Genomic DNA, 16,637 nt, shown 5'->3' with positions numbered 1-16,637 from the left:
TACGCGCGCGCCGCGCGAGGGACCTACGAGGGCGTCGGCACGGCCGGCGCGCCACTTCGCCGCCGGCGGCGGGCCTGCCGCCACGTCAGTCGGGACGGGGCGTCGGCCCTGGCACCCGAGGCGACGCGGTCGGCGACGTGGCCGGGGAGCCGGGGCGGGGCGCCGACCCCCAGGTCCCTGCGGAACTCGGGGTCGATCCCCTCCGGGTCGAAGCGGGAACGGGTGAACTCGGCGGTTACCGTCAGCAGGTATTCGGTCATGCACCCACCATGACCGCCGCCCGTGTCGGGGGTTTTTCCCGAGGGTCAACACCCCGTGGCCGCTTCGGGTCGGTGGCGTTTCGCCGTGGTGTCCGGGAGATCTCCGCACGCCGACCGGTTGCCGACGCGCCGGACGGGGCAGTTAACCTCCGATCCACCGTCGTGCTCACGCCGCCGGCGCCACCCGGCGCGGACCCGAGGGAGGCCGCCCCAGGTGCAGGCGAGGACCACGCTGTCAGCCGCCGTGCGGGCCGAGATCGACGCCGCGCTCCGGGAGGTGGACGCCGCGCTCGCCCGGCGCTACCCCGGGGACCCCGGCACCCGGCAACCCGCGCACACCGTCTACGTCCCGGCCGACACCGTCGCCGCGGACACCCCGCGGGCCTGGGGCAGGCAGGCACTGGCCGCGCTGGACGAGCACGCGCCCGACCCGGAGGCGTTCGCCCGCGTCCTCGGGATGCGCCAGGACCTGGCCGCCGCGGTCCACCCCCGGGTCCGCGACAAACTGTCCCGGGAACCGGTGGAGGACCTGAGGATCGACTTCGAGGACGGCTACGGTGCCCGCCCCGACGCCGAGGAGGACGCCGCCGCGGTGCGCGCCGCGCGGATCGCCACCGCCGTCGGGACGCCGTTCGTGGGCATACGCGCCAAGTGCCTCCAGGCCCCGCAGCGCGACAGGGGAGTGCGCACCCTGGACGTGTTCCTCACCGCACTGCTCACCGCGGGACCACTCCCCGCAGGACTGGTGCTGACGCTGCCCAAGGTCAGCGACCCCCGGCAGGTGGCAGCCTTCGCCCGGCTCATGCAGGAGTTCGAGCGGGCCTTCGGTCTTCCGGACGGGCGGCTCCGGTTCGAGGTCCAGATCGAGACGCCCCAGTCGATACTCGGCGCGGACGGCCGGGCCACCGTCGCCCGGTTCCTCGAGGCCGCCGACGGCCGGCTGACCGGCCTGCACTACGGGACCTTCGACTACAGCGCCGCCTGCGGCGTGAGCCCGGGCCAGCAGGGCCCGGACCACCCCGTGGCCGACCACGCCAAGGCGGTGATGCAGGTGGCCGCCGCGGGGACCGGGGTCTGGCTCTCCGACGGCTCCACCAACGTGCTTCCGGTCGGACCCGCCAACCAGGTGTGCCGTGCCTGGCGGCTCCACCACGACCTGGTCCGCCGCTCGTTGGCCCGCGCCTACTACCAGGGCTGGGACATGCACCCGGGGCACCTGGTCACCCGGTACGCGGCGGTGTACGCCTTCTACCGGGAGGGACTGCCGGAGATCGCCGCCCGGCTGGCCCGGTACGGTGCCGACCGCGGTCCCGCGGGAGGGACGGGCGGTGACGTCCTGGACGAGCCGGCCACCGTGCGGGCGCTCAGCGGGCACCTGGTGCGCGGCCTGGACTGCGGAGCCCTGGACGCGGCGGAGGTCACCGCCGCCACCGGCCTGGACCGTGCCCGCCTTGACGCCCTGGCCGGACGGCCGCCGCGGCGTGCGCCGGGGTGACCGGCCGGCCCGCAGGGACGCCGTCCCGCAGGCGCCACGCGCCCGCTGCGCCCCCTCGCCTCCCCGCCACGGGGAGAGCCGTCCGTCCGGGCTGGTGCCGTGCCCGTCGCCGCGACGCACGTCGCCGCGGTCTCGGTCAGCCGGCCACCTCGCCGGAGCCCCGGACGATCAGGCGGCCGGAGAGCTCCAGGCGTTGCGGCGGCCCGGTCTCGCCCTCCAGACGGCGGAAGAGGAGCTGCGCGGCGGTCCTGCCCAGCCTCGCCGGGTCCTGGGCGACCACGGTCACCGCGGGGGAGAGCAGGTCGGCGAGCTCGAAGTCGTCGAACCCGACCAGGGCGACCGGTCTGGGCTGGTTCACCAGGACCCGCAGCGCGGTGACGGACACCCGGTTGTTCCCGGCGAACACCGCGGTGACCGGCTCTGGTCCCTGGAGCATCCGGGTGACCTCGGCCTGGACCCGTTCCGCCGCGGTCGGGCCCATGGAGACCCAGGACTCGTCCACCGGCAGACCGGCGTCGGCCATGGTCTCGCGGTAGCCGCGCAGGCGCTCGCCCGCCGTGTGGATGCGCCGCTGGTCACCGATGAAGGCGATCCTGCGGTGGCCCTGCCGGATGAGGTGGGTGACCCCCTCCCGGACCCCGCCCGCGTTGTCGGTGAGCACCGCGTCGGCCTCGAGCTGCTCGGCCGGCCGGTCCACGAACACCGCGGCGATCCCCGCCGCGATCTCCGGCTGGAGGTAGCGGTGGTCCTGTGACGCCGGGACGATCACCAGCCCGTCCACCCGGCGGGCGCAGAAGGCCAGGGCCAGCTCCTGTTCCCGTTCGGGGTCCTCGGCGCTCGACCCGGTGAACAACAGCGAGCCGTGATCCCTGGCGACCTCCTCCACCGCCCGGCTGAGCGAGGAGTAGAAGGGGTCGGCGAGGTCCTCGAGCACCAGGCCGACGCTCGCGGTGCGCCCCTTGCGCAGCACCCTCGCGCTGTCGTTGCGGCGGAACCCCAGGGCCTCTATGGCGGACTGGACCCGCTGCACCGTGTCCGGGGTGACCCCCGGTTCGCCGTTCACCACCCGGGAAACGGTCTTGAGGCCGACCCCGGCTCGGGCGGCCACGTCCTTCATCGTGGGGCGGGCGCCGTACCGCGGTGGGGCGGCTCCGGAAGCGCGCTCTGGCTCTACCACGGCTCCTCGTCCTCCTGAAAGGTCTTCTGAAGCGTGCAGGCTAGGGCTGGACAACGTTGTCAGCAAAGGCGAGACTACCCCGAGTACACTCCCGGGCACGACCGGGGCAGCAGAAAAAGGAGGCATCACGCAGATGCGCACCGACGGCCTGGTCGTCCCCCCCTCATCCACTGGTGACCAGGGCTCGGGCGAACTGCTCGCGGCGCTCGACATCGGGGGAACGAAGATCGCCGGTGCCCTGGTGGACACCAGGGGCGGCCTGCTGGTCCGCGCGCTCCGCCCCACCCCGGCGAACGAGGACGCACAGACCGTGATGACCGCGGTGGAGGAGGTCTTCGCCGAGCTCACCTCCGCCCCGCAGTGGCCCAGGGCCAGTGCGGTCGGCATCGGCAGCGCCGGGCCGGTGGACGCCTCCCTCGGCACCGTCAGCCCGGTGAACGTGCCCGGTTGGCGCGGGTTCCCCCTGGTGCCCCGGGTCGCCGCCGCCGTCGGCGACCTCCCCGTGGTGCTCACCGGCGACGGGGTGGCGATGACCGCCGCCGAGCACTGGCTGGGTGCCGCCCGCGGCTTCGACAACGCCCTGTGCATGGTCGTCTCCACCGGGGTCGGCGGTGGCCTGGTGCTCAACGGCGCCCCCCAGCCCGGCCCCACCGGCAACGCCGGCCACATCGGCCACATCATGGTGGACCTGGACGGCGACTCCTGCCCCTGTGGCGCCCGCGGCTGCCTGGAGACCATCGCCAGCGGCCCGAACATCGCCCGGCGGGCCCTGGCCAACGGCTGGACACCGCTCGGTGAGGACGCCTCGGCCGCCGCGGTGGCCGCGTCCGCCCGGAGCGGGGACGCCGTGGCCGTGGCCTCGTTCGACCGCGCGGCCCAGGCCCTCGCCGCCGGGATCGCCGCCACCGCCGCCCTGACCGAGATCCAGGTCGCCGTGATCGGCGGTGGGGTGGCCAGCGCGGGGGAACTCCTCTTCGGCCCCCTGCGCCGCTGGCTGACCTGCTACGCCACCCTGTCGTTCACCAGGTCCGTGGAGGTGCGTCCGGCCCTGATGGGGACCGATGCCGGACTGGTCGGCGCGGCAGCGGCAGCGGCCCGGGCGCTGGGCATCGCGCTCCACACCTCACCGACCGCCGGCCCCCAGGGAGCCTGATCCGCCGCGCCGGAACCGATCGACCCCGTGACCCGGCTCGGCCCGCACGGCGGCGCCCGTGCGGGCCGGGGCCCCCTGCGGCGGGGGGCTTCCACGGGTCACGGTGGCGGGAGGCGACTCAGCAGCGCTTCGCCGAGGCCGCTTCCTCGTCGACGGGGTCGCCGACCTTGCGGATGCGGGCGACCGCCGAGGTGCACTCGTTGACGGTGTCGGTGCCGTAGCTCCAGAACTCCTGCTGGGTGGTGTCCCACCAGTTCCGGCCGCCGAGGACGGTGTCCTTCTTGTAGCTGAAGACGCCGACGCTCGCGTCGTACACCGCGCCGGTGTCGTGGAAGCCGTCCCACACCCACAGGTATCCGTAGTTCTCCTGGCACTGCGGCGAGTAGAACTGCTTGACGGAGCCGATCTTCACGCCGTTCCGGACGACGTAGCCGGTGGCGCCGATCTGGTAGGCGTCGGCGCACACCCCGGCCGCTTCGGCGCGTGCGCTGTTCGGGTTGCCGGCGGGGGTGCCCGCCGTGGAGGGGGTGGTGGCCCGTGCGGACGGTCCCGAGGGCGCGCCGCTGCCCGCAGTGGCGACGCCGGCGGGAACGAGGACTAACGCGCAGGTGAGAGTGGCCAGAGTGGCCTTCAAGTGACGCATGTCCGGATGCTTCCTTCTCTTCGACGGCCGCCACCGGAAGAGTCATGGCGGCATATGGCAGGACTTCAAGGGTCTTGCTGGGGGACGCGCCGATCACGTGCTTTTCGGATAACCGGTGAGACCGGTGAACGCCGCGAAGGGTTGTACGCGGTTCCCCAGCGATCCGCGCCCCCGGGTCCGCGCTTGACCTCAACCTGACTTGAGGTCGCAGGGTGGAGTCCTCCACCACCGGCCGTCCCGCCGGTGGTGCGGCGGCGCGGACCGAGTGGACGGAGCGGGAAGATGAGCAGGGCAGTGGCGTTTCACCAGCACGGCGGCCCCGAGGTGCTACGGCTGATCGACGTTCCGGAGCCCCGGGCAGGCGCGGGCGAGGTGCGGATCAGGGTGCGGGCGGCGGGTGTGCAGCCGGTGGACATCGCGGTGGTCGGGGGCCAGATGCCGCGGGGCGTGCAGGTCTCGTTCCCCTGCACACCGGGCAACGAGTACGCCGGGGTCATCGACCAGGTCGGCGAGGGCGTCACCGGGTTCCGTCCCGGCGACGAGGTGTTGGGCTTCCAGGTCCTCAACTCGTACCAGGAACTCGTGGTGGTGCCCGCCGACCAGGTCGTCACCAAGCCCCCCACCATGCCCTGGGAGGTGGCCGGCGGGTTCACCGCCCCGGCACAGACGGCGCACGTCGCGCTGACCGAGATGGGGACCGGCCCCGGGGACACCGTGCTGGTGCACGGAGCGGCCGGTGCGGTCGGGACCATCGCCGTCCAACTCGCCCGGCTGTGGGGGGCGACGGTGATCGGCGCGGCCCGTGAACACCACCACGACCACCTGCGTTCCCTCGGCGCCCTGCCCGTCGCCTACGGCGACGACTTCACCGCGCGCGTCCGCGCCCTGGCGCCCCGGGGCGTCACCGTCTCCCTCGACGGAGTGGGCGGCGCGGCGCTGGACGCCACCCTCGAGCTGGTGGAGGACCCCCGACGGATCACCACCCTGGTGGAGCACGCCCGGGCCGAGCGCCTGGGCATCCGCACCGTTCCCCCCAGGCGCTCCGCGGCGCGCCTGGCCGCCCTGGTCGCCCTGCACGCCAGCGGCGAGCTGGCCGTGCGCGTCCGGGAGACCTTCCCCCTGGAACGGGCCGCCGACGCGCACCGGTCGCTCCTCGCCGGAGGGGGCCCGGGAAAGATCACATTGACCGTAGACTAAGCGAAGGGCAGCAGAACGCGCATTCCGGTGAACATCGGGCGGCGTGCTCGACGTTCGCTCGTGCCCGACCAACTCCAGGGAGCAGCAACGTGGGCAAGGAACACACCTACGAGGTGACCGTGCGCTGGACCGGAAACACCGGGACCGGCACCGCGTCCTACCGGGACTATGACCGCGACCACGACGTCACCGCCGAGGGCAAGCCGACCATCAGGGGCACCGCCGACCTCGCCTTCCGGGGCACCCCGGACCGCTGGAACCCCGAGGACCTCCTGGTCGCGTCGCTCTCCGAGTGCCACATGCTCAGCTACCTCGCCCTGTGCGCCCGCAACGGCGTGGTGGTGACGGCCTACCAGGACGCCGCGACCGGGGTGATGGAGCAGACGCCGGGCGGCGGCGGCCGGTTCACCGAAGTGGTGCTGCGGCCCGTGGTGACCGTCACCGAGCAGGCGATGACCGAGAAGGCTTCCGCCCTGCACCACGAGGCCAACCGGATCTGCTTCATCGCGAACTCGGTGAACTTCCCGGTGCGCCACGAGCCGGGCATCCGGGTTCGGTAGCCGCCGGGGCGTGCCGGCTCGGGGTGCCACCGAGCCGGCAGGCGGCCGGGCGGTCCTCAGCAGTGCTCCGCGCCGCCGGGGACCACGTGAACACCGAAGGGTGCGGGTCACCGCACCGACGGTTGCCGGCGGGTGGCCCAGTACTCGGCGGCGGTGATCCCGAGCAGCACGACGTCGTGGTGGCCACCGGCGAAGAACTCGTGCTGGCGGAGCCGCCCCTCCTCGACGAAGCCCAGCTTGCGGTAGAGGCCGAGGGAGGCGTCGTTGAACGCGTAGACCTCGACTTCGCACTTGTTGTGGCGCTGCTCGGCGAACATGTAGGTGAGCAGCAGTTCGGTGGCCTCGGCCGCGTAGCCCCTGCGGCGGTGGTCACGGGCGATCTCGATGCCCGTCCTGAACCGTCCCGCGCGGCTGTCGGTCTCCCCGACGGTCACGGCCCCTGCGAACGCGCGGTCGGCCAGCACCTCGATCACCAGGCGGAACGCCGCACCTCCGGGCGGACGCACAGCGCGCTCAGCGGTCCAGGAACGGAAGCTCGCGTCCGAACGGGGAGGCTCGACCAGGTCGGCGTTGCGGGCGTCGATGGTGTGCTGGGCCAGGTCCTTGAAGCCGGCCCAGTCCTCCGGCTCCACACCCCGCAGCCGTACCTTCTCGCCGGTCCACATCTCACTCATGGCGCCCACCACTTCCGTTGGGTGCAGGTGCTGTCGGCCGCGCACGTCATGCGCCAGACGATAGCGGCGGGATACGGCCGTGTGTCGAGTGGTTTCTGCTCCGATGCCCCTTCTGGCCTGTCCGTCAGGGGGCCGCCGTACGGGCCGGGCCAGGTCAATCGTCGACGCCAGCCGGGAGGGTGGGAACGATGGCCCCCGCGTCCACCAGCACCCGGTGCAGGTCGGCCATCGGCACGCCGGTGACGTCGCCGCCCCGGTCCCCGGACAGGGCGGCGAGGGCACCCGCCGCCTGCCCCGTCGCCATGGCGGTGGCCTGGACCCGCAGTGCCGAGTTCGCCGCCTGGTCGGCGCCGACGCAGCGTCCTGCCACGATGGCGTACGGGTTGTCGTTCGGGACCATGGCGTCGCGGGGAACGGTCGGGACCACGCCGTGTCGCAGGTGGGTCTTGTCGATGCCGTTGCCGTCCGGACGGTGGATGTCGATCGGGTAGAAGCCGTGGCACACCGCGTCCGGCCACACCCGCCCCGACAGGTACCCAGGTGTTGGTCACGGCGGAGCCCGGTGACCGGGGAGGTCACCGGGCTCCGGGGAAGGCGGCGGCCCGCCCGCCACCGGGTCCCGGCCGGGACGCTGGGTCCCGGCCGGGACGGGGTTCAGCCGAGGCCGACCGCGAACACGTGCAGCTTGGGGTTCTCGGGAAGCGTCACGCTCTGGATCGTCTTGCCCTCGGGCACGGAGAACGGCGCGGTGGCGAAGACGTACGCGGGTGCGCCGGGCCCGCCGGACTGGTTGCGGTGGTCGGTGCGGGCCACCACCGTGTTCCCGAAGACCGGGGTGCTGCCGCCGCCCGGCATGACCCAGTCGCCGAACGACAGGTCCGCCGTGGCCGTGGTGCCGTCGGTGAACGTCACCGTGGCGCTGCCCCGGTGGTCGCCGTGGGTCGCGGATCCCACGAAGAGCAGTCGTCGGGCGTCCTTCGCCGAGGCTCCCAGGGACAGGGTCTGACCGGCGGCGACCACGTTGTCCGGCCGACCCTGCGGGGCGGCGGGCCAGACGAACGACGTCCCCGACGCCTCCAGTCGCGCCCCGCCCTTCAGCCCGGCCGCTGCCAGTGCCTGCCGCGAGTAGGTGCTGCCGTCGCCGTCGAGGTCGCCCTGGCCGCGGTCGGCGTCGTCGGACGAACCGGTGTTGTCGAGTGCCGCGGCCAGACTCCCCTCGGGGGCGACCAGCACGATGACCGAGCGTCGCACCGGCTCGCCCTCGGGGTCGTCGTTCCGCACGGTCAGGGGGAACTCGTAGTAGCCCTCGGAGGTCCCGGGCGCGGCCGTGACCTCCAGGTCCACCGTGCCCGAGCCGGTCTTCGGGTCCAGCTCCAGGTGCGGCTCGGCCGGTGACACGACGAGTCCGTCCGGGGGCTCCGCGCTGACCGTCAGGGACGTGTCCTTCCCGCCCAGGCGCTGCCCGTGCACGGTGACCTCCGCGCTGCCGCCGGGCGCGATGGTGACCTGGTTCCGGTCCGCGTTGGCCAGGAACGGCTGCTCGTCGCCGCGGTACGACCGGGGAGCGGCATCCCGGGAGGTGGCCCAGTCGGTGTCCGGGCTCGCCGAGAGGGCGAAGTCCAGCCGCCCGCCGGTGTTCACCACGGACGGCGGCAGCCAGGTGCGGTCCCAGGAACGGCCGTCGAGCGCGAGACCGTGGACGTACGGGGTGTCCGCCGACGCTCCCGGAGCGCGGATGTCCAGGTCCTGTGCGTTGCCCGGCAGATCGAGGACGACCCGCTCGAACAGCGGGCCGTGCACGGTGAGGTCGGCCGTTCCCGGCGTCGAGGGGTAGAGCCCGACGGCGGCCCACACGTACCACGACGACTGGGCGCCGAGGTCGTCGTTGCCCGGCTCCCCGTTGGGGGTCGGGCCGAACAGGGTGGTGGCGATCTGTCGCACGACGCGCTGCGTCTTCCACGGGGTGCCGAGGTGGTTGTAGACCCAGGGCACCCCGAAGTTGATCTCGTTGCCGGCCCACATGTACGGCTCGTTGGCGCCCGCGTTGAGCTTGGTGAAGAACGTGTCCAGGCGGTCACCGGCGACCTTCCGACCGCCCATCGCCGTGATCAGACCGGCGGTGTCCTGCGGGACCAGCCAGTTGTACTGGGCGGCGTTGCCCTCGTCGAAGCCGTCCTGGCCGAACCTCCCCGGCGCCGGCGGCTGGTACCCCGGTCCGTCGGGGAAACGGCCGTCCTGGCCGCGGGGCTGGAGGTAGCCGGTCGCGGGGTTGAGGATGTTCTGCCAGTTCTGGCCCCGCCGGGTGAACTCCCGGGCGGTCCCGTCGTCCCCGGCGGCGCGGGCGAGTTGCGCGATGGCGAAGTCGTCGATCGCCCACTCGAGGGTGACGGAGGCACCCACCCGCTGGTGGTCGCCGCGGGAGGCGTCGTTGTTGGGCGCGTAGCCGCGCTCGACGTAGTTCTGGACGTCCGGCCGCTCCTTGTAGGCACCTGGGGTGTCGTCCACCGTGGTGGCGCCCTTGACCAGGTACTTCAGCGCCGTGTCCAGGTCGAAGTCACGCGCTCCGAAGGCGTGGAGGTTGGCGATGAGGGGAACGGAGTTGTCGCCGGTCATCTGGCCCGTGTAGCCGTTGGCCAGGGGCCAGCGGGGCCACCAGCCGCCCTGGGTGGCGTCGTTGACCAGCGACTGGGCCATGTCGCTCGCCTCCTCCCGGAACAGCAGTGCCTGGAGCGGTGCCAGGGTCCGGTAGGTGTCCCAGTCGGAGAAGTTGGCGTACTGGGTGCGCCCCTCGGGGAGGGTGTGGATCTCGTTGTCGAAACCGATGTAGCGACCGTCGACGTCGTTGAACGTGTTCGGGTGCATCAGCGAGTGGTACAGCGCGGTGTAGAAGGTCTTCAGCTCGCCGGTGTCCCGACCGGCGACCCTGATCCGGCTCAGCGCCTCCGTCCAGGCGTCCCGGGTCTGCCGCCGCACCCGGTCCAGGTCCCAGCCGGGGACCTCGGCGGCCATGTTCGCCTGGGCGCCGTCCACCGACACGTAGGACATGGCGACCTTGGCGCGCACGGTGCGGGTGTCCGCGGTGTCGAACGTCAGGTAGGCGCCGGCGCGGGGCGCGTCCACCGCGTCGTCGCCGGCCGACACGGCCTTCCCGTCCCAGGTGCCGTGCGCGGTGAACGGACGGTCGAAGGTGATCGAGTAGTAGACGGTGTACTGGTTGCCCTTGCCGCAGAAGTTCCCCGTGGTGGCGGAGCCGGTGACCTGGCGGTCCCCGACGACGCGCACGCTGGCGGCCTTGTTGCCGGCGAGGCTCGCCCCGCCCTTGACCAGCACCTGGGCCGGCCGGTCGCCCTCGGGGAAGGTGAACGCGGCGAGCCCGGTGCGGGTGGTCGCGGTCAGCTCGGCGCGCACGTCGGAGTCCTTGAGGGTCACCGCGTAGTAGCCGGCCTCGGCTTCTTCCTCGTCGTGCGAGAAGCGTTCGGAGCGGTCCCACGGTTTCTCGCCGACGTCGCCGGTGACCGGAAGGAGCGGTACGTCGCCGAAGGCCGTGCAGCCGACCGAGGCGTGGTTGAGGCTGAAGCCCCGGATGCGGTCCCGGTGGTACTGGTACCCGGCGTAGGAGCCCGGCGTGTCCGGGGAGAACTGCATCATCCCGAACGGGACGGCGGGGCCGGGGAAGTTGTTGATGTCGCCCACGACGGACCCGCCGCGCCCGGTGCCGATGAGCGGGTCCACGTAGTCGGCGGGGTCCCCGACGAGTGCCGACAACGTTGTCTCGCCTGCGGTTTCTGACAACGTTGTCGGGATCGCGGAAGCCGACACGGCGCCACCACTGACCAGCACTGCCGCGGTGGCGGCGGCGGCAGCCAGGCGAACTCTTCGACGTCTCATGCACATGCCTTTCGCTGTGCTGTGGGGCTCGGACCCCCACACACTGGGTGAGCGGGTGGCGCTGGGTCAAGAGGCGCGCACCAGGGGCTTGTCGGGGGACGTGAGGGACGCCGCCACGAGGCTCCGGCCCGGGGGCCTCGGCGGCGGCGTCCACCACGGTTCGTGCGACGGTCCGGGGGACCGGGGGACCCGCCGGTGTCCCACCGCCCGGTGCCGGTGGAGCTCAGCCCACCTCGGCCAGCGCCTCGGCGAGCCCGTTGACCCAGAGCTGCTCGACCCTCGACCGCTCGGTGGAGTTCGGCTGGTCGTTGGTGCAGGACGTCCCGGGGCCGCCACCGGACATCAGCTCGCTGCACGGGCCGGTGTAGTGGTCCGGCAGGCCGAGGACGTGACCGGTCTCGTGGGCGACGACGCGCGGCGAGTAGTACTGCTGGTTCTGCGCGTAGTCCAGGAAGATGTAGCCGTTGCCGTGGCCGTCGGTGTACGCGTACGAGCCGCGCGAGTCATTGCCCTCGTAGTAGCTGAAGTCGGGGTTGGACCCCTCCTGGAGCTGCACGTTGCGGACGGCGTTGTTCCACACCTGGGTGCTGCGGGCTATCTGCGTCCGGAAGCTGGGCGCGGAGGCGGTGCTGTAGGTGACGGTGACCGTGGCCGCCTCGGGGTTCTCGGCCCGCTTCTCGGCCACCGAGGCCAGTACGGCCTCGAAGAACGCCTTGTTGTTGGCGGCCTCTTCGGCGGAGCCCGCGTACTGGGCGTACCCGGACGTGCTGGCAGCGGTGGGCAGGGGGGAGGTGGGCTCCGCCGCCGCGGCGGGGGCGAGTGCCGCCGCAGCCGAGGTCAGGCCGAGCGCGGCGGCGAGCAGCGCCTTCATCGGGGCTCTCATGATGAGGTCTCCTTGGTGTCCTGGGCTGGTGACAGGACGAGGCTCCCGTGGCGCCGCAAGAGGCGGAACGATCCGATCCGGCGATAGCCGGGGGCTATCTCGGCGAATTTCGCCTACTGGCGGGATATGAGTTGCAGTCATACCCTTCCGCGCATGGAGCTCGAGGTGAGACACCTGCGCGTCCTGTGCGCGATCGCCGACGCGGGCAGCCTGCACCGAGCCGCCCGCGAACTGGGCGTGAGCCAACCGTCGTTGACGGCGCAGTTGCAACGTGTCGAGCGGCTCATGGGGGGTCTGCTGTTCCACCGGGAGCGCTCGGGGTGCCGTCCCACCGCGCTGGGACGGGTGGTGCTGTGCCGGGCCCGCCCCCTGCTCAGCGACATGGACGCCCTGATCACCGAGGGCCAGGCGGAGGCGGCGCGAGCCGGCACCGCGCACCTGCGCGTCGGTTCCACGGCCAGCCTCGTCCTGCCCGACTGGCTCCGCGGCCTGCGCGACCGCCGCCCCGAGGCGCAGATCCGCCTCCAGGTCAACGTCTCCGCCAACACCCTGCTGCGGATGGTCGCCTCCAGCCAGCTCGACGTCGCGTTCGTGCACGAGGTCGAGGGCAGCCCCCTGCGCTTACCCGCCGGCCTGAGCCAACGGGTCCTGGTCGAACGGGAACCCCAGTTCGTCATCCTGCCGGTCGGCCATCCCGCGGCCCGGCGGAAGGTGGTCCCACTGTCCGACCTCGCCGACTCCCGGTGGATGGTGGACCCGGCGGCGGACGGCGAGTGGGAGGGGCTGCGGCGGGCGCTCGGCACGGTCTCCCGCGAACAACGCGTCATGCTGGGCGATTACCACACCACGGGGCTGCTGGTGGCGGCCGGCGAGGTCGTCTCACCGTGCCAGCCGTTCTCGAGCCCACCCGCCACGACGGCCGTGGTCAGGCCGTTGCTCGGCGATCCCCTCGGGGTGTGCCTGCTGCTGGTGTCCCGGCCGGGGACGGACGTGGACTGGATCTACGAAGCCCTGGAGACCGCCTACTGGGAAGCCGCCTGGAACGCCCCGGTGTACCGGGACTGGCTGCTCAACGCCCGGGGAGGCGGGGACGGGACGCCGACGGGACCCTTCCCGGGCCGCCCCTGCGCCCCCGGCGCGGCCGAGCTCTGCCCCTGACCCGCGCCGGTCCCGGTGGTACGGGACCCCGAGGAACCACCGACCGGCCGCCGCCGCCGAGGGGGCTCAGGCAGGGGAGAGGCGCAGGACCGCCGCCCCGTCCTCGACCGCGACCACCTCCACGCGCAGGGAGTTCTCGATGACGGTGCTCCGCGGTCCCAGGGTGACCCGGAAGGCGCCGTTGGAGCTCGACGTGTGGCAGTAGAGGCCCGAGCAGCTCCCGTAGCTGCTGTTGCCGAGGTTCTGGCCGGTGAGCCCCACCCGGTCGGCGCTGACCGAACTGACCTCCAGCCCCGTCACGTCGAGCCGGCGCGGCACCGGGAGGGCCGTGCCCGGGCCGACCCGCACCTCGCAGCGCCCGTCGCCGCAGGCGGAGACGTCGCTCCCGTCAGCGGCGCGGTGCGCGGGGAGGGGTAACGGTGACGACGAGGCCGCACCCGTCGGCGCGGCGCTGACCGGGGGCGGCTGGTCGGGGGCGGTGTCCTCGACGGGGAGGGAACCGGCGTCGGAGCCCGAACCACAACCGGTGGCCGCGAGCACCACCGTGAGTGCGGCGAGCGGGACGAGTGCTGACTTCCTACGGGGCATGGCACCGAGCCTAGGCAACGTCCACGGGACCGGTCCCGGGTTTCACGCCGATCGCCCGGCCCCCGGGAGGGGCAGCGGGCGGGCGGGCGCGTCTGGGACGTTTCGGCTGGTGCGGGCGGGGCCAGGGGGCCGCGAGGGACCGGGGTCAGCGGTTGATGGTGGACAGGGCGCGACGGGCGACGGAATGGCGCTGGAGGAGTTCGCTGAACGTGGTGGCGCCGCGGACGAACTTGGAGAACGCCCCCCAGGCCGGCGGGAACGAGGTGAGAGCGCCGTGGAAGAGGCTGGGCCGCCGTTCGAACGCGGCGAGCAGTTGGCGCCCCGCGCTCATCTCCACGCCGAGGCCGGCCTTGATGGCGAAGGCGTAGTTGAGTGCCTGGTGCCGGGCGGCCACCCCGTCGGGGGCCTCGGCCACCTTCACCGCCCACTCCCCGGCGAGCCGGCCGGAGCGCAGCGCGTAGGAGATGCCCTCCCGGGTGAACGGCTCCAACAGGCCGGCGGCGTCCCCGGCCACCAGGACCCGTCCCCGGGACAGGGGGGAGTTCTCGGCCCGACAGTGCGTCAGGTGTCCTGAGGAGACCTCGGGTTCGAAACCGGCGAGCCCGAGCCGGGCCACGAAGGTGTCCAGGTACTGCTTGGTGGCGTTGCCCTGGCCGCGCGCGGCGATCACGCCCACGGTGAGCACCCGGCCCTTGGGGAACACCCAACCGTAGGACCCGGGCATCGGACCCCAGTCGATGAGGACCCGGCCCGCCCAGTCCTGGGCCACCGCGTCCGGCACCGGGATCTCCGCCTCGAGCCCGAGATCGACCTGGTCGTACTTGACCCCGACGTGGCGGGCGATCCGACTGGCGCTGCCGTCGGCCCCGACCACCGCCCGGGCCAGGACCACCTCCTGGTCGTTGAGGACGACCGCCACCGTGCGGCGGTCGGGGACCACCGGGCCGTGCTGCTCCACCTGGGAGACGGTCGCGCCGGTGCGCAGCACGGCGCCCTCCGCGACGGCGGCGTCCACCAGCGCGGCGTCGAACTCCGAGCGGTTGGTCAGCCCGAACAGGGTGCGCTTGGAGCGGCGGGTGCGGCCGAGTCGCCCGTTCATGGTGAAGGTGACCGCGTTCACCCGGTCCCGCAGCGGCAGGTCGAAGCCGGGGGGCAGGGCCTCGCGGGACGGGCCGATGATGCCGCCGCCGCAGGTCTTGTACCGGGGCAGCTCGGCCCGCTCCAGCAGCAGCACCCTGCGCCCCGTGGCCGCGGCGGCATGTGCGGCCGAGGCCCCGGCCGGTCCGGCACCGACCACCACGACGTCCCACACGACCTTCTCCACAGCGTCCGCCCCACCACCGTTGTCCTGTGTCGACCGCTCGTTACTCACGCGTCGCATCCTACGGTGGCTGTGCGATCATCGGCGTGGAGCAGACCCCCTCCAGGACCCGCGGCCCACGGCCCGCCGCACCGTCCGCCCGGGGACCCACGCCGCGACCACCACCCGCGTGCGCACCGACCCTTGAGGAGCACCATGTCCAACAGCCCACTCGCCGACGCCGTCCAGGCCGCCCTGCCGCGGGCGAGGGCCGAACTGGCCGAGCTCGTCTCGTTCGCGTCGGTCGCGGACCCGCGGCTGCTGCCGTCGCAGGAGTGCGACCGGGCGGCCCGCTGGGTGGCCGACGCGCTCCGCGCGGAGGGCATGCGGGACGTGGCGCTGCTGGACACCCCGGACGGGACCCAGTCGGTGTACGGGTTCCTGCCGGGGCCGGCCGGTGCGCCCACGGTGCTGCTCTACGCCCACTACGACGTGCAGCCGCCGCTCGACGAGGAGGCGTGGCTCACCCCGCCCTTCGAGCTGACCGAGCGGGAGGACGGACGTTGGTACGGCAGGGGCGCCGCTGACTGCAAGGGCGGCCTGATCATGCACCTGATGGCCCTGCGCGCGCTGCGCGACAACGGGGGCATACCGGTCAACGTCAAGGTCATCGTGGAGGGTTCCGAGGAGCAGGGGACCGGCGGGCTCGAGCGGTACGTGGAGGCCAACCCGGAGCTGCTGGCCGCGGACGCCGTGGTGATCGGGGACTCGGGGAACTTCCGTCTCGGCCTGCCCACGGTCACCGCGTCGCTGCGTGGCATGTGCGTGATCGAGGTGACGGTGGAGACGCTCGCCGGGAACCTGCACTCGGGCCAGTTCGGTGGTGTGGCGCCGGACGCGCTGGCCGCGCTGATCCGCATCTGCGACTCGCTGCGGGACCGCGAGGGGAACACCGCGGTGCAGGGGCTGCCCACGAGCGAACCGTGGACCGGCCTGGACTACCCCGAGGAGGACTTCCGGGCGGACGCCAGGGTGCTGGACGGCGTGGACCTGCCGGGGTCCGGATCGATAGCGGACCGGCTGTGGGCGCGGCCCTCGGTCACCGTGCTGGGCATCGACTGCCCCCCGGTCACCGGGGCCACGCCCTCGGTGCAGGCCCGGGCGACGGCGTTGATCAGCCTGCGGGTGCCCGCGGGCGTGGACGCGGAGGCCGCCCAGGAGGCGCTGGTCGCCCACGTGGAGGCGGCCACCCCGTGGAACGCCCGGGTGAGCGTCACCAGGCACGGCCACGGCCAGCCGTTCCGCGCGGACACCACGAGTCCCGCGTACGCCGCCATGGCCAAGGCGATGCGCGAGGCGTACGGCCGCGACATGGTGGTGTCGGGCATGGGCGGCAGCATCCCCCTGTGCAACACCCTGAGCACGGTCTACCCGGACGCGGAGATCCTGCTCATCGGCCTGTCCGAGCCGGCCGCGCAGATCCACGCGGTGAACGAGAGCGTGGACCCCACCGAGTTGGCCGCCCTGGCCGTGGCCGAGGCCCTGTTCTGCCGGGAGTACGCCGCGGGGCGCGGGTGACGCGGCCCCGTCCCCACCAGGCGGTGCGCCCCGCCGGACCGTGAGACCGTACCGGGGGCCGGCACTCCTCCGACCGGCCCCCG

15 protein-coding genes are annotated in these 16,637 nt (G+C 73.3%); 6 read left to right on the top strand and 9 right to left on the bottom strand.

The genetic code is table 11. The annotated features are described in order from the left end of the window. Window positions 1-23: 23 nt before the first annotated feature. A complete protein-coding gene (locus A3IG_RS0120185) occupies window positions 24-260 on the bottom strand; it encodes a hypothetical protein (protein WP_018385405.1) in 237 nt (78 codons plus the stop codon). Window positions 261-474: 214 nt separating this feature from the next. Here A3IG_RS0120185 and A3IG_RS0120180 point away from each other — a divergent pair, with 214 nt between their 5' ends. After that, complete coding sequence (locus A3IG_RS0120180) at window positions 475-1,755, top strand: DUF6986 family protein (protein WP_018385404.1); 1,281 nt, start codon at window positions 475-477, stop codon at window positions 1,753-1,755. 136 nt (window positions 1,756-1,891) lie between these two features. On the opposite strand, the gene A3IG_RS0120175 is transcribed toward A3IG_RS0120180, so the two are convergent. Continuing rightward, window positions 1,892-2,872, bottom strand: a complete 981-nt coding sequence (locus A3IG_RS0120175; RefSeq protein WP_018385403.1) for a LacI family DNA-binding transcriptional regulator — start codon at window positions 2,870-2,872, stop codon at window positions 1,892-1,894. Between the two features lie 193 nt (window positions 2,873-3,065). Here A3IG_RS0120175 and A3IG_RS0120170 point away from each other — a divergent pair, with 193 nt between their 5' ends. Beyond that, entirely contained in the window at window positions 3,066-4,085 is a 1,020-nt protein-coding gene (locus A3IG_RS0120170) for an ROK family protein (RefSeq protein ID WP_018385402.1), read from the top strand. A gap of 118 nt (window positions 4,086-4,203) precedes the next feature. Here the strand turns inward: A3IG_RS0120170 and A3IG_RS0120165 are convergent, their stop codons facing one another. After that, window positions 4,204-4,728 (bottom strand): hypothetical protein, encoded by a 525-nt coding sequence (locus A3IG_RS0120165; RefSeq protein WP_018385401.1) that lies wholly within the window; start codon window positions 4,726-4,728, stop codon window positions 4,204-4,206. Window positions 4,729-5,010: 282 nt separating this feature from the next. Between A3IG_RS0120165 and A3IG_RS0120160 the strand changes: the two genes are divergently transcribed. Beyond that, window positions 5,011-5,925 (top strand): NADP-dependent oxidoreductase, encoded by a 915-nt coding sequence (locus tag A3IG_RS0120160; RefSeq protein WP_026220466.1) that lies wholly within the window; start codon window positions 5,011-5,013, stop codon window positions 5,923-5,925. Window positions 5,926-6,014: 89 nt separating this feature from the next. Beyond that, window positions 6,015-6,485, top strand: coding sequence for an OsmC family protein (locus tag A3IG_RS0120155; RefSeq protein WP_018385399.1), 471 nt, complete (start codon window positions 6,015-6,017; stop codon window positions 6,483-6,485). 107 nt (window positions 6,486-6,592) lie between these two features. Here the strand turns inward: A3IG_RS0120155 and A3IG_RS0120150 are convergent, their stop codons facing one another. From A3IG_RS0120150 to snpA, 4 genes are all read right to left on the bottom strand, one after another. Next, window positions 6,593-7,159 (bottom strand): GNAT family N-acetyltransferase, encoded by a 567-nt coding sequence (locus A3IG_RS0120150; RefSeq protein ID WP_018385398.1) that lies wholly within the window; start codon window positions 7,157-7,159, stop codon window positions 6,593-6,595. 154 nt (window positions 7,160-7,313) lie between these two features. Next, entirely contained in the window at window positions 7,314-7,679 is a 366-nt protein-coding gene (locus tag A3IG_RS0120145; protein ID WP_018385397.1) for an FAD-dependent oxidoreductase, read from the bottom strand. Window positions 7,680-7,813: 134 nt separating this feature from the next. Continuing rightward, window positions 7,814-10,924, bottom strand: a complete 3,111-nt coding sequence (locus tag A3IG_RS30615; protein ID WP_018385396.1) for a GH92 family glycosyl hydrolase — start codon at window positions 10,922-10,924, stop codon at window positions 7,814-7,816. A gap of 346 nt (window positions 10,925-11,270) precedes the next feature. Beyond that, window positions 11,271-11,930, bottom strand: coding sequence for a snapalysin (gene snpA / locus A3IG_RS0120135; protein WP_026220465.1), 660 nt, complete (start codon window positions 11,928-11,930; stop codon window positions 11,271-11,273). A gap of 153 nt (window positions 11,931-12,083) precedes the next feature. On the opposite strand from snpA, the gene A3IG_RS0120130 reads away from it, so the two are divergent. Next, window positions 12,084-13,088 carry a LysR family transcriptional regulator gene (locus A3IG_RS0120130; RefSeq protein WP_018385394.1) on the top strand — a complete coding sequence of 335 codons (1,005 nt, stop codon included), beginning with the start codon at window positions 12,084-12,086 and terminating at the stop codon, window positions 13,086-13,088. Window positions 13,089-13,154: 66 nt separating this feature from the next. Here the strand turns inward: A3IG_RS0120130 and A3IG_RS32045 are convergent, their stop codons facing one another. Both A3IG_RS32045 and A3IG_RS0120120 read right to left on the bottom strand, forming a co-directional pair. Continuing rightward, a complete protein-coding gene (locus tag A3IG_RS32045; RefSeq protein WP_157862307.1) occupies window positions 13,155-13,676 on the bottom strand; it encodes a hypothetical protein in 522 nt (173 codons plus the stop codon). Window positions 13,677-13,821: 145 nt separating this feature from the next. Further along, the gene (locus A3IG_RS0120120; RefSeq protein ID WP_026220464.1) at window positions 13,822-15,048 is read right to left on the bottom strand and encodes a geranylgeranyl reductase family protein; all 1,227 of its coding nucleotides are present in this window, start codon (window positions 15,046-15,048) and stop codon (window positions 13,822-13,824) included. A 144-nt stretch (window positions 15,049-15,192) separates the two neighbouring features. On the opposite strand from A3IG_RS0120120, the gene A3IG_RS0120115 reads away from it, so the two are divergent. Further along, window positions 15,193-16,554 carry a dipeptidase gene (locus A3IG_RS0120115; protein ID WP_018385391.1) on the top strand — a complete coding sequence of 454 codons (1,362 nt, stop codon included), beginning with the start codon at window positions 15,193-15,195 and terminating at the stop codon, window positions 16,552-16,554. Window positions 16,555-16,637: the final 83 nt, after the last annotated feature.

It is taken from the genome of Wenjunlia vitaminophila DSM 41686 (genome assembly GCF_000380165.1).
Lineage (GTDB): Bacteria > Actinomycetota > Actinomycetes > Streptomycetales > Streptomycetaceae > Wenjunlia > Wenjunlia vitaminophila.
The sequence above is the reverse complement of the archived record's forward strand: the minus strand, read 5'-3'. Positions and strand labels throughout refer to the sequence as shown.

Bases quoted from the DNA above. Each gene is read 5' to 3' on its own strand.
- A3IG_RS0120185 (WP_018385405.1), bottom strand. From the start codon at position 260: ATGACCGAATACCTGCTGACGGTAACCGCCGAGTTCACCCGTTCCCGC.
- A3IG_RS0120175 (WP_018385403.1), bottom strand. From the start codon at position 2,872: ATGAAGGACGTGGCCGCCCGAGCCGGGGTCGGCCTCAAGACCGTTTCC.
- A3IG_RS0120170 (WP_018385402.1), top strand. From the start codon at position 3,066: ATGCGCACCGACGGCCTGGTCGTCCCCCCCTCATCCACTGGTGACCAG.
- A3IG_RS0120165 (WP_018385401.1), bottom strand. From the start codon at position 4,728: ATGCGTCACTTGAAGGCCACTCTGGCCACTCTCACCTGCGCGTTAGTC.
- A3IG_RS0120160 (WP_026220466.1), top strand. From the start codon at position 5,011: ATGAGCAGGGCAGTGGCGTTTCACCAGCACGGCGGCCCCGAGGTGCTA.
- A3IG_RS0120150 (WP_018385398.1), bottom strand. From the start codon at position 7,159: ATGAGTGAGATGTGGACCGGCGAGAAGGTACGGCTGCGGGGTGTGGAG.
- snpA (WP_026220465.1), bottom strand. From the start codon at position 11,930: ATGAGAGCCCCGATGAAGGCGCTGCTCGCCGCCGCGCTCGGCCTGACC.
- A3IG_RS0120130 (WP_018385394.1), top strand. From the start codon at position 12,084: ATGGAGCTCGAGGTGAGACACCTGCGCGTCCTGTGCGCGATCGCCGAC.
- A3IG_RS32045 (WP_157862307.1), bottom strand. From the start codon at position 13,676: ATGCCCCGTAGGAAGTCAGCACTCGTCCCGCTCGCCGCACTCACGGTG.
- A3IG_RS0120115 (WP_018385391.1), top strand. From the start codon at position 15,193: ATGTCCAACAGCCCACTCGCCGACGCCGTCCAGGCCGCCCTGCCGCGG.